The organism is Coxiella endosymbiont of Amblyomma sculptum (assembly GCF_009883795.1).
In the GTDB taxonomy this organism is placed as follows: domain Bacteria; phylum Pseudomonadota; class Gammaproteobacteria; order Coxiellales; family Coxiellaceae; genus Coxiella.
Genome location: NZ_CP033868.1, coordinates 52,968 through 65,645, shown reverse-complemented (window position 1 = coordinate 65,645; position 12,678 = coordinate 52,968). Strand labels below are relative to the sequence as shown.

Here is a 12,678-nt window from a genome sequence, read left to right as displayed (position 1 = left end):
TTTTCAAATCGCCTATAAAATCTATTACACAGTGAGAAATTAAAGATGACAGTCATTCTAAAAACATCGAACTAACCGATTCTTTTTGATTGATACGAGAAATAGTCTCAGCGATAAGATGACCGAGAAAAATTTGTTTGATCTTGGTACAAACTGCAGCTTTTTTTTGTAAAGGAATAGTATCGGTAACGATGAGTTCATCAATTTCCGATTCCATAATTCTTTCTACAGCGTTACCTGATAAAACAGGATGAGTACAATAAGCAGAGACAGTTGCAGAACCTTTTTCTTTTAAAGCGTGAGCTGCGTGGTATAGAGTTCCGGCTGTATCTACAATATCGTCTACAATAAGACAATGTCGTCCCTCTATATTGCCAATAATATTCATAATCTCGGCTTGGTTAGGTCCAGGACGGCGTTTATCGATAATGGCCAGATCCGAATCATTCAGTCTCTTAGCAATAGCACGAGCGCGGACCACACCGCTAACATCAGGAGAAACAATCATAGGGTTTTTTAATTTCTCGAGTAAGTGATATTTCTCCAATGCAGCAGTACTCGCATGGATATTGTCTACTGGCATATAAAAAAAACCTTGAATTTGATCTGCGTGAAGATCAACGGTAATTAATCGAGAAAATCCTACATTCTTCATCATATCAGCAAGTACTTTTGCACTTATAGGTACTCGAGAAGAACAAATCCTACGATCTTGCCGTGCATAACCGAAATAAGGTACAACCGCATTGATGCTCGCTGCAGACGCTCGGCGAAAGGCATCCCCCATTAAAATTAATTCCATAACGTTTTCATTTACTGGATATCCAGTCGAATGAATGAGATAGATATCTCTGCCTCGAACATTTTCCTGAATTTCAATTCGAATTTCTCCATCACTAAAACGAGTAACCAACGCACTACCAAGAACTGCATTCAATTTTCTCGCTACATCAGCAGCGAGCACAGGGTTAGCACTACCATGGAAAATACGAATGTCTTCAAGATTCGACATAAAACCGATTTCCTTGCTAAAAATTTTTTTAGGCTGGGGTGCCAGGATTCGAACCTGGGAATGCTGGGATCAAAACCCAGTGCCTTACCGCTTGGCGACACCCCAAGAAAAACCGAATTCATATTAACAGTTTCAACACTTCTGTCAAACTAACCTATACTGAATTCTATTCTTATCTTCAATTCATAACAATTTTCCTATAGATTTTTTTGTCTTTTGACATCTTAGAAATTTATTTCTAGAATGCCTGTGTGTTAATCAAGAATCTTCCAGTACCGAGTCCTTTCGCTCAATTTCGAAGCGACCGTTTGAAGTCAAAGATCATCAAAAAAATCATTCGACAAGGGCCGCTTACTTTTGCTCATTATATGCGGTTGGCTCTTTATTCACGCAATCTTGGGTATTATAGTGCCAATACACAAAAGTTTGGGAAAAACGGTGATTTTGTTACAGCTCCTGAAATATCTTCTATTTTTTCGCGATGCTTGGCACGTCAATGTCATCAAGTGCTACGGAATTTAAAGGGAGGCGATATACTCGAACTCGGCGCAGGCAGCGGAATAATGGCAATACACATATTAAAAGAACTTCAGTCTAGCCAGTGTCCGCCTATCCGTTATTTTATTTTAGAAATTAGCGAAAATCTTAGGAAGTTCCAAAGAAAACGCTTTCGGGAAGAAATTCCAGAATTGTTTAGTTGTATTGTATGGGTAAATAAACTGCCTACGGATTTTATAGGTATTATCGTTGGAAACGAGGTAATAGATTCCCTACCGGTTCACAAATTTAAGATCCAAAATAATTCCGTCAAAGAAATGTACGTAGATTGTATAGATTTCGAAGAAAAAATACTATCGTGGAAAATAGACGATCCATCGTCTTCAAACTTAATTCAACAAATTGAACACTTAGAAATCAATTTTCCCAATGATTACGAATCAGAAGTCAATCTACTGTTAGAGTCGTGGATTATCTCTTTGGCAAATGTTCTTAAAAAGGGGATAATTTTGCTAATTGACTATGGGTTTCCACAACATGAATACTATCACCCTAATCGCAGTCAGGGTACTGTTACCTGCCATTATCAACACTACAGTCATTTTAATCCACTAATTTTGCCCGGAATTCAGGACATCACAGCTCATGTTGACTTTACAGCTGTTGCAGAAATAGCGGCTTGTAATCAGTTGACAGTAGCGGGGTTTGTTCATCAAGCAGATTTTTTACTAAATTGTAATATTGTTTCGTTTATTTCTTCAGAAAACTCGATGGAACGGTATCAGAATACACAACAGCTTAAGAAGCTGGTCTTTCCCAGCGAAATGGGCGAATTTTTCAAAGCGATTGCTCTAACTCGTAATTATAGTTCTACTCTACTTGGATTTACGAGAAGAAATCAAACAGCTCGACTTTCGCTAAAGATAAATTAAAGTACATTAAGAATTTCCCCACAGGACAGAAGAGTTAAAAGCTGTACAGATGGCTCTTAATCGCAATTCTTCAAGAGATTTTGCGAAGTTCTTTCCTCTAAGACGTTGTTTTTGTAGCAATCCAGTATCGATTGATTTAACGATCGCAATCGCTTTTCTGATTCTATCGCTGTTCCTTTCTGATGCCGGACAAAGTGATGCACAAGCGAGAAGAAATTGTTCGAAACGTTTTTTTCTCCTTAATGCGTCGGTTTTAAGAATAAAATTTAACAATTCTTTTGCATTCATTTGATCAATTCTCTCATACAGACCTTGGAACTGTATAATCATATTCGATAGACGAAAATATTCATTTGGAATTCGGTATTTTAGAGTCATTTGTTGAATAACTTCGGACGGCAAATTGCTTAATAAAACAGAAAATCGAATAATAGGAGATGAAGTTCTGCTTACGATTTGAGACAGAGCATTCATACCTTTACTGTTAAGATGTAAAGCACCAAATAAGACAGATAAAGCACCACAATTTTGTAATACTGTAAAGAATCGAACCGGAGATTTACTAGAAAGCGCACAAACCAGTTCTTGCCAAACGCGCTCAGAAACCAATGTATGTACTTCTCCCGAATGTGTTATGTCTTTCATTAAATCCAATGTCTTAGGATGAATAGAAAATTCAGGAAATTTGGCCGATAAACGAGCCAAACGAAGAATCCGTACAGGATCTTCCCGAAAAGCGGGAGATACATGACGCAGAATCTTGTTCTTTATATCTTTTTGCCCACCATAAGGATCAATAATTTTTCCTTCCGATGTTTTAGCCATAGCGTTGATTGTGAGATCACGACGTTTTAGATCTTCTTCAAGAGTCACATTAGGATCCGTATGGAATCTGAAACCTCTATATCCCTTAGTGGTTTTATATTCTGTACGAGCAAGCGCATATTCTTCATAGGTTTGAGGATGCAAAAATACTGGAAATTCTTTTCCGACCGGTTTAAAACCTCGAGCGATCATTTCCTCGGGTGTTGAACCTACTACAACCCAATCTCTCTCTTGTATTGGAATTCCCAACAATTCGTCTCGGATAGCTCCACCTACCAAATAAATTCTCAATCTATGTTATCCTCTCCTCTACACTCCGGATTTTATCATACTTCCTAGTGGAGATAGCGCTCGTGATACAATCGCTATTTTGAAGACAAACATTACTGTTCCAAATATTCGATACGCAGAGACGTTACAAAAAACAAGAGACTATACAAAAAATGAGCCGGTTACAAAAACTTCCACAACATATTTTTTCGCGAATCGTCGGCTGGTTGGCAGATCGTCGATGGGGTTTAATTACGCAAACAGCGATTCGTCTATTCATTTATTTCTACGGCGTCAATATGAAAGAAACAAAAAATTCTGATATTCGATCATACCAATCGTTTAACGATTTCTTTACTCGACATTTGAATTCCAGTTTACGACCAATTGCGTCTGATCCCAAAGCCATTGTCTCGCCTGCAGATGGAGTTATCAGTGCAATAAAGAAATTGAGTGGAGAAATAATTCTTCAAGTGAAGAAACATAATTTCACTATAACAGAATTGTTAGGCGGAAATAGCGAACAAGTAAAACTCTTTCAAGAAAGCGCGTATTTTTCGGTATATTTAGCTCCAAAGGATTATCATCGAATTCACATGCCAATTGATGGCTCTTTGTCAAAGATGACGTATATACCTGGTCATCTTTTTTCTGTTAACCCTCGATTGGTTCGAAGAATTCCTCAATTATTTTCTCAAAATGAGCGAGTAGTATGCTTATTTAAAACCCAAATTGGATATATGGCCATTGTAATTGTAGGTTCTAGTTTAGTAGGCAGTATTCATACTGTTTGGCACGGTACTGTGGCTCCCTCCATCAAAAAAATTATTTCAGTATGGAATTATCAAGAAAAAAATATTAACCTAATTCGAGGTGATGAATTAGGTCACTTTAAAATGGGTTCTACAGTAATTTTGTTATTTCCACTATGTAAAGTGCGATGGGAATCTTACCAAAAGATTAATAACCGCATTTTTTTCGGCGAAAGAATCGGAACTCTAATAAATTAGACATCCAATTCGCAACCTACTATATGAAATACAAAAAATTAAAAAACCCTGATTTTGAGAGGGAACAGGGTCATTGAAATTTTCGTCAAATACAATAGCTGTAACAATTTCTATTTTCCCTAAGCTATGTCTACTGGAAATGCGATAACATCTTTGATTTGTCGTTTTTTTGTCTTGACCATAAGCAAACGATCCAATCCTAGAGCAACTCCTGAACAGGAAGGCATTCCGGATTTCAAAGCGGAGAGAAAACGACAATCAATTGCAATCTCAGACAATCCTTTTTCACGACGCTTTAAAATGTCTTGTTCAAAACGATTGCGTTGCATCTGAGCGTCAGTTAATTCTTCAAATCCGTTTGCACATTCTATGCCTTCAATATACACCTCAAATCGCAAAGCAACATTCGAATTTTTAGGATGAATCTTAGCCAGAGCCGCCTGAGAAACCGGAAATTCATAAACAAATAAAGGCTGATTTAATCCAATTTTTGGTTCAATAGTACGAGTAAACAAAAATTGTAGCAAAGTGTCGCGATCCCTATAATCTTCAGAATTTTCTAATAAGAATTGTCTGGATAGAATTTGTAGTTCCTTTAAAGAAATTTCAATTGGATCAATTGATAGGTGTTCTAAAAATAATTCGCAATAGGTTTTACGGATAGATTTTCTCGTTTGTAAAGTAAATTGCAACAGTCTATCCACTTCGTCCATTAAATCTTGGTAGCTAAAATCTGGACGATACCACTCCAGCAAAGTGAATTCGGGATTATGTTGAGCACCAATTTCCCCGTTACGGAAAGCTTTACAAATCTGATAAATTGGACCGCTTCCTCCAGCAAGAAGCCGCTTCATAGCATATTCTGGGGAAGTCTGTAAATAATATTGGTGTTTTTCTTTGTAGTCGCAATAAGTTGTTTGGAAACTTTCGATATTAACATCAGTTACCGTATATTCTGACAAAATTGGGGTTTCGACTTCTAGAACTTTTTGGTCAGAGAAAAATTTCCGGATAGCGGAATACAATCTTGCACGACACCGTTGATTTTTAAGAGAAGCAGCTGGTTTCCATCGGTTTAAATCAGGCATCATCTTACTCGAGAAACATACTCTCCATTTCGAGTGTCTACTTTGATTGTTTCACCCTCATTCAGAAATAATGGAACTCGTATTACGGCACCACTCTCAAGTTTTGCACGTTTTGTCCCACCGGTGACCGTATCACCACGCACTCCTGGTTCTATTTCCGTGATCCTCAATTCTACAAAAGTAGGGGGATCAATCGACAGAGGAATATCATTCCAGATAGTGACCGCACATAACGTTTCTTCCTTAATCCATTGTTTTTTATTTCCTACTGTTTCGTCTGGAACAACATATTGTTCACAAGTTTTTGGAATCATAAAATGCCAAAGTTCTCCATCGTTATACAAATATTGCATGTCTATTGTAACTACATCGGCAACGGGAAGAATTCCTCCAGACCTTAAGGTACGCTCCAATATTCGACCTGTTTTTAAATTATGAAATCTGATACGATTAAATGCCTGGCCTTTTCCGGGTTTTACGAATTCGTTCTCAACAACATTACAGGGATCTCCATTTATTATAACCTTTAATCCGGTTCGAAGTTCATTTACACTGTACGTCTCCACAAAACCTCTCACGATCCATACAAAACTTTCATATGTTTACGTCAATGATTTTACAAGTCGCTATACCAATTCCATTGTATCAGTATTTTGATTATTTAGCTCCTGGTTCATACAACAACGCAAAATTACGACCGGGCATTCGTCTCAAAGTCCCTTTTGGTCAAAAAGATTGTATAGGAGTATTAATAGCAGTAAAGTCTCATTCCTCTTTACCTGCCAAATGTCTAAAAACTGTTCGAGAAATTCTTGAAGAAGAACCTCTTATTCCTCCATCTTTGCTTAAATTATTTCAATGGGCGAGTAACTACTACCACTATCCTATAGGGGAAATTATTTTTGGTGCTCTACCAAAGATTTTTTGTCAAGGGAAGTGGGTGAAAATTAGTACAGAAAATTTTCACCGAAGGACTACTTCGTATAATCTTTTAAGTTTAAATCGCTATCAAAAAAACGCTGTTACAACAATTATTGGTAGTCATAGCTTTCAAACTTTTTTACTTTTAGGCATTACCGGAAGCGGAAAAACTGAAGTTTATTTACGTTGTGTTGATGCAGTAGTTAAGCAAGGTAAGCAAGCATTGGTGTTGGTTCCAGAAATTGGATTGACGCCCCAGACAGTAGAGCAATTTCGCGAACGGTTTAATGTACCCGTCGTTATTTTTCATTCTAATTTAACCGACAAAAAACGTGCTCAAGTTTGGCTAATGACTAAAAAAGGGGTGGCCAAAATTGTTATTGGTACTCGCTCGGCCATATTTTTGCCTCTTCTTAATGTCGGTATTATTGTTTTAGACGAAGAGCATGATACTTCATTTAAACAACAATCGGGTTTTCGTTATTCTGCACGCGATTTAGCTGTAATGCGTGGAAGATTGGAAAATATCCCTATCATACTCGGTTCAGCAACTCCTTCTCTAGAGAGTTTCTATAACGTTAAACGTGAACGTTATGCATTGCTATCGTTACCAAATCGAGCGGGAAAAGCTCTTTTTCCTCGTGTGATAATAACAGATTTGCGGAAAAAGGAATTAAAAGCAGGAATAAGTGAAGAATTATTAATCACTATAGAAAACCATATTAACAATAACGAACAGGTTTTATTATTTTTAAATCGCCGCGGCTATGCACCGACTTGCATGTGTCGTAAATGCGGGTGGGTAATGTACTGTAATCGTTGCGATGTACGAATAACCATCCATCATCATCCAAAAAGACTTTACTGTCATCATTGCGGCTCCATCAAAAAAATTCCTTCATCTTGTCCGAAATGTAAATATCGAACACTAGTCGGTATTGGATTAGGTACGGAAAAATTGGAGAGTATTTTACAAGAACGATTCCCAGATTGTGGGATTGTGCGTATTGATCGCGATAGTACCAGAACCAAAAACAGCATGGAAAAAAAATTAGATCTAATTCGCAATCGAAAAGTGTTGATTCTTATTGGAACTCAAATGATTGCTAAAGGTCACCATTTTCCTCATCTAACTTTAGTAGCGATCGTAGACGCCGATAGCGGTTTATACAGCGCTGATTTTCGTGCTGCAGAGCGAATGGGACAACTGATGACTCAAGTAATAGGCCGAGCAGGTCGCACAGAACGAAGAGGCACAGTGTTTATTCAAACGTATCATCCCACAAACCCTATCTTTGCTCTTTCTCTAAAAGAGAATTATACCGAATTTGCAGAGATTTTACTGAAAGAACGCCAAATAGCCCAATTACCCCCTTTTTCTCACTTAAGCCTATTACGTGCTGAATCTCTAAATCCCTTGCTTCCTCAAGCGTTTTTATTGGAAATAAAACAAAAAATTCCCTTAAATGCTGATATCAACGTTCTAGGACCGGTTCCTGCCTTTGTGGAACGCAAAGCAGGACGTTATCGCTATCAATTGCTTTTTCAATCCAAAAACCGTCGGAGTTTGCACGAATTTCTGGCTACATTGACAACTCTACTTTCCAGGAAACACACCAGAGTACGATGGATTTTAGATGTAGATCCACAAGAGATCGTTTGAAACAGAAATTCTAGCATTCTGGACAATGATTCGAACAAATCAACATACAACTCCTCCTTTGTTAACGAAATCCCCATTGTTTCAAAAATTTTTTCAAATTCAACGTTGACATTCCCTTCAACAATAATCGAATAGACGCAAGCTCTTCACGCAATTGATAATTACGACGTAGGTTCTCGAACTGTCCTGAACAACGCATTAACAACTCCTTCATGATTTTAGTTTCTTTTCCTGGATTGTAGATCTTTAATAAAACGTCTTCAACAGTACAACATTTTCCAATATCATCGTAGGTTATCTTTTTAAAAGACTGTTTCAGACGACGTTTAAAACGCTTAAGGTGAGTATCAGACCATTGAAAATGTTTCAAAAAAGCTTCATAAATCATCAAAGATGCGCGTAATTTTGCTTGCTTGCTATAACCTGCAATATGCGGAGTACCGATAGTGACTTTTTGTAACAAATCCAAACTAATATTTGGTTCATTTTCCCATACATCTAAACAAACTATGAGATGATCACAACCTAATAACGCCGTATTATCAATTACTTCCCCACGCCCAGCATTCAATAAAACACAGCCAGGTTTTATTTTTCTCAACAAGACATCATCGATTAAATGGTAGGTAGGAAATTTTCCAGTTTTGGTTAGTGGAGTGTGCAGACAAATCAGATCCATTTCTGTAAGTTTGTCTAATGAGGTAGAAACAAAAGTTTTTTCAGAAGCAGTGCGTAGTGGATCGTTATGAACAATAGAAAACCCTATTCTTTTCAAACGATCAGAAACAGTCTGACCTACACGACCGACTCCAACAACAGCAGCGCTAGAAGCTTTTTGCAATAAAAAATTCTTTCTTCGTAAAAAAGCGATGCAGTGCAGTACATACTCGGATACCGCCACAGCATTAGCTCCAGGCGCATAGGCCCAAGAAATAGATTGTTTTGAGAGCCATTTATGATCAATATGATCAAATCCTGCAGTCGCACTTCCTACAAATTCAACAGAAGTATTCTGCAACAAATCTGCGTCTACACGAGTCACTGATCGTATCAATAAAACATTAGTCGTTTTAAGATCGTTCCGTCTAATAGAACCCCCAGGTTTCAAAATTAGCGAACCCCAATTTCCAAACAACTCGGAGACAAAAGGAATACGATCGTCGGAAAGAATAGTAATCATTTTAAAAATTAGTATATTTTCGTTTTATATAGTCCAAAAATTAATTTGTAGAAACATATACACAAGGTGATTGTCCCATTCCAGATTATATAAGTACTAAAGTATCTCTGTCGCAATACACTCTATACGTTACAACAACATTAAAAAACCCTAAGGAAATATTAAGATTTCTTCTTTCAAAAAAGAAATCCGTATAATATTTACAACGATAAACGGCAAGACTCATATTTCAAGTGCGTCTTTTTCCCGTGGTTTTTCATTAAATTCAGAGTCTTGAAGAAAGCGCTGTGTAATTTCGGCGGGAAGTTTAAATTTCATTGCTAACCAAAGAATAAAAACACTAAATACGCTGATGACGAAAAAATCCCACCCAAAGGGTATAATTTCTCTTCCTCCACCAAAATTACCGAGAAAAGAAATACATGCTGTACCAAAGAAATAAGGCCAAATCCATATCGACGCTCTCCAATGAAAGGAAAATCTCTTGTCTGGTTCGATAGAATATCGATGCATAATTAATACAGAAAATCCAATCAGTAGAGCGAGTCCGAGTTTTGAAATAACCACCCACCCGCTCCAGTAAGTAAGCAAAGTACAAATATAAAATGTCCCCGAAGCCCATAAAGTGACAGCAGGTAATCTAAATGGTCTTGGGTGTTTGGGAAGTTGTTGACGCAAGGCCAATAAGCAAATAGGAGCGATACTATAAGTCAAGGCCATTAATGAAGTAAGAAAAGCTATCATATGGTTCCATCCTGGAAGTGGTGCAAAGAGACACATTCCTAGAATAGAGTTGGCAAGAATAGCCATAGAAGGATTTCCTTGAGCAGTCAGTCGTTGAAATAAGTAAGGAATATGACGATTTTTACTCATACCGTACAAAGCACGTGCCCCACTACCGATATACATCAGTCCCGCAGCCAACGGTCCAACAATTGCTCCTAAATACAAAAGAGGCAGAAGAATATCTAAATGCCCTTGACGTACAATTGCGGTGATAGGACTTACATTATTCTGTAAATTTAGATGTGCCCATCCATGTATTAAGTTAACAGGTAGAAGAGATGATAGAAAAGCGGACTGCAATAAAATATAAATAATTAAGCAAATTATTACGGATCCAACGATGGCAACAGGCAAAGCACTTGTTGGATTTTTAGCTTCACCGGCCATCTCACAAGCTTGTTTAAATCCGTTGAAAGCAAAAACAATTCCTCCAGTAGTAACCGCAGCGAATATTCCGTGTATTCCATAAGGCATAAAAATGTCGTACGTGGGGTGAATAAAATGATAAGAGGAACAAAAATACGAAACTAAAATAATTGTAGCTATCACTGTAGGAATAGCAATTTTTAAAATAGTCAAGACACTATTAAAACGTAATAACCAACGTAGAGAAAAAATATTGACTGCTGAAATTATCATCATTAGCGCTGACGCTAAAAAATAACCTACAATTGTTAGACCACCATCATTGCGAACCAATGGTGGAAAGAAATAATTTAGGTATTGCAAAATTGCCTGTACTTCGGTTGAAGCTAGCGCAGCGTAAGACAACCAGATTATCCAAGAGAAAAGAAAACTCACAAGTGTACCGTGTGTATAATGTGGAATTCGGATACTAGCTCCGGTAATTGGCAGCGTCGCACACAACTCGGCAAAGACAAAAGCGATAATGGTAGAAGCTGTTCCACCAATAATCCAAGAAAAGATTGCCGAAGGACCTGCCAATTCCGAAGTATAGTAAGCAGCAAACAGCCACCCCGAACCTAAGATGGCACTAACAGACGTGAGCAACAATGAAAAAGGCGATATGGATCTTTTCAACATTAAATAACAATAAAAAAGATATGAACGCAAGCTATGATACGCGCTAACACGATATCAAATCCACCATAAGGATATATCAGTTTTGTATATTTTTGAATAGCTGAAAAGATTGTCTATTTCCTTTTTTCATTTTTTAAATGACTGGCTAGTAGTTTCTCTAGTCAAAGAACTGGCATTGATAAATTTTGATTTGAATCAATTGGCATACAAAAGTATCAAGCAAAATTAGACAAATATACACACCGAAACAAGAAATATTTCATGGCACAGAATTACCTAATGTAGTTAAAGATTGCTCCACAATGCTCCGATACTTAATTTTATAGACATTCTATGATATCGTGAATTATGATTTAAACTCTAATGAACAAAAAAACTACCAACCTATTTATTCTTGTAGACGGTTCGTTTTATCTCTTTCGAGCTTATTATGCGCTCCCCCCATTAATTACTACAAAAAGACAAACGACAGGAGCAATATACGGTGTGGTCAATATGCTGCGAAAATTGATAATGGAGTACCAACCGGAGTATATTGCTGTAGTATTTGATCCTAAAGGGAGAACGTTTCGCCATAATCTTTACAACGACTATAAAAAAAATCGAAAAGCAATGCCTAGTGAATTGTCTCAACAGATACAACCTTTGTTTGAAATTATTAAAGCACTTGGGTTTCCGTTAATTATTAAAGACGGTTATGAAGCTGATGATGTTATTGCTACCTTGGCTAAAAAAGCTATTGAAGAAGGTTTGACTGTTCTAATCTCTACTGGAGATAAAGACTTAGCGCAAATTGTTAATAATCATATTACCTTGATCAATACAATGACAGGTTGTCTTTTAAACCCTAGAACAGTTGTAGAGAAATTTGGTGTACCACCAGAAAAATTTGTTGACTATTTAAATCTTACTGGTGACAGTGTCGATAATATTCCACATATTCCCAAAATAGGACCAAGGACCGCCGCTAAGTGGTTGAATAGATATGGGTCTCTTGAAAATATTCAAAAACAAGCCGATGAGATAACAGGAAAAGCAGGAGAAAATTTTCGCGCCTATTCGCATAGATTGCCATTGATACGAAAATTGGTTACGGTAATTTCTGATTTGCCTTTAGAAAATAATCCGGTAGACTTGAAATTAAGATCTAAAGACAACGAACGATTAATCAAGTTGTTTACCAAGTACGAATTTAGATCTTGGATGGAAGAAATTATTTCAGAAATTACAGAAAGACACTTATAAACATTCTAATTTCTAACAATTTTCTAGTAATACTCGAAGAGAAATGCTTTCCGAATGAAGATGGACAATAATGTTTATTTTCTATCTATGAGGTTTCTATCAACGAACATTGACTATCTACCTAAACAAATAAATTTGTAAGCCGGACAAATACACATATCCGGAATGAATAATTCGCACCATGTTACTTTTTAATAGAGCGTT

The 12,678-nt window shown here is 37.0% G+C and carries 10 protein-coding genes and 1 tRNA gene; 4 read left to right on the top strand and 7 right to left on the bottom strand.

Going from position 1 to position 12,678, the window contains the following annotated elements; genetic code table 11:
• Positions 1–52: 52 nt before the first annotated feature.
• Positions 53–1,012, bottom strand: coding sequence for a ribose-phosphate pyrophosphokinase (locus EGQ50_RS00280; RefSeq protein WP_159747567.1), 960 nt, complete (start codon positions 1,010–1,012; stop codon positions 53–55).
• 33 nt (positions 1,013–1,045) lie between these two features.
• Positions 1,046–1,117: transfer RNA gene (locus tag EGQ50_RS00275), tRNA-Gln, on the bottom strand.
• A gap of 146 nt (positions 1,118–1,263) precedes the next feature.
• Between EGQ50_RS00275 and EGQ50_RS00270 the strand changes: the two genes are divergently transcribed.
• Positions 1,264–2,442 carry a class I SAM-dependent methyltransferase gene (locus tag EGQ50_RS00270; protein WP_159747565.1) on the top strand — a complete coding sequence of 393 codons (1,179 nt, stop codon included), beginning with the start codon at positions 1,264–1,266 and terminating at the stop codon, positions 2,440–2,442.
• Positions 2,443–2,448: 6 nt separating this feature from the next.
• Here the strand turns inward: EGQ50_RS00270 and EGQ50_RS02940 are convergent, their stop codons facing one another.
• On the bottom strand, positions 2,449–3,558 hold the full coding sequence (locus EGQ50_RS02940; RefSeq protein WP_159747563.1) for a tRNA nucleotidyltransferase/poly(A) polymerase-related protein: 1,110 nt from the start codon (positions 3,556–3,558) through the stop codon (positions 2,449–2,451).
• Between the two features lie 152 nt (positions 3,559–3,710).
• Between EGQ50_RS02940 and asd the strand changes: the two genes are divergently transcribed.
• Positions 3,711–4,547 carry an archaetidylserine decarboxylase gene (gene asd, locus EGQ50_RS00260; RefSeq protein ID WP_159747561.1) on the top strand — a complete coding sequence of 279 codons (837 nt, stop codon included), beginning with the start codon at positions 3,711–3,713 and terminating at the stop codon, positions 4,545–4,547.
• 119 nt (positions 4,548–4,666) lie between these two features.
• Here the strand turns inward: asd and epmA are convergent, their stop codons facing one another.
• Both epmA and efp read right to left on the bottom strand, forming a co-directional pair.
• Entirely contained in the window at positions 4,667–5,638 is a 972-nt protein-coding gene (epmA, locus tag EGQ50_RS00255) for an elongation factor P--(R)-beta-lysine ligase (protein WP_246168961.1), read from the bottom strand.
• The gene (efp, locus tag EGQ50_RS00250) at positions 5,635–6,201 is read right to left on the bottom strand and encodes an elongation factor P (RefSeq protein WP_159747559.1); all 567 of its coding nucleotides are present in this window, start codon (positions 6,199–6,201) and stop codon (positions 5,635–5,637) included. The genes epmA and efp overlap by 4 nt, the downstream gene beginning before the upstream one ends.
• A gap of 44 nt (positions 6,202–6,245) precedes the next feature.
• Here efp and EGQ50_RS00245 point away from each other — a divergent pair, with 44 nt between their 5' ends.
• The gene (locus EGQ50_RS00245; RefSeq protein WP_246168959.1) at positions 6,246–8,219 is read left to right on the top strand and encodes a primosomal protein N'; all 1,974 of its coding nucleotides are present in this window, start codon (positions 6,246–6,248) and stop codon (positions 8,217–8,219) included.
• Between the two features lie 61 nt (positions 8,220–8,280).
• Here EGQ50_RS00245 and EGQ50_RS00240 read toward each other — a convergent pair whose 3' ends face one another.
• Both EGQ50_RS00240 and EGQ50_RS00235 read right to left on the bottom strand, forming a co-directional pair.
• Positions 8,281–9,399: a 4-phosphoerythronate dehydrogenase gene (locus EGQ50_RS00240; RefSeq protein ID WP_159747555.1), complete on the bottom strand. Its 1,119-nt coding sequence runs from the start codon at positions 9,397–9,399 to the stop codon at positions 8,281–8,283.
• Between the two features lie 222 nt (positions 9,400–9,621).
• Positions 9,622–11,229, bottom strand: a complete 1,608-nt coding sequence (locus EGQ50_RS00235; protein WP_159747553.1) for an APC family permease — start codon at positions 11,227–11,229, stop codon at positions 9,622–9,624.
• 363 nt (positions 11,230–11,592) lie between these two features.
• Between EGQ50_RS00235 and EGQ50_RS00230 the strand changes: the two genes are divergently transcribed.
• On the top strand, positions 11,593–12,474 hold the full coding sequence (locus EGQ50_RS00230) for a 5'-3' exonuclease (RefSeq protein ID WP_159747551.1): 882 nt from the start codon (positions 11,593–11,595) through the stop codon (positions 12,472–12,474).
• Positions 12,475–12,678 lie beyond the last annotated feature (204 nt).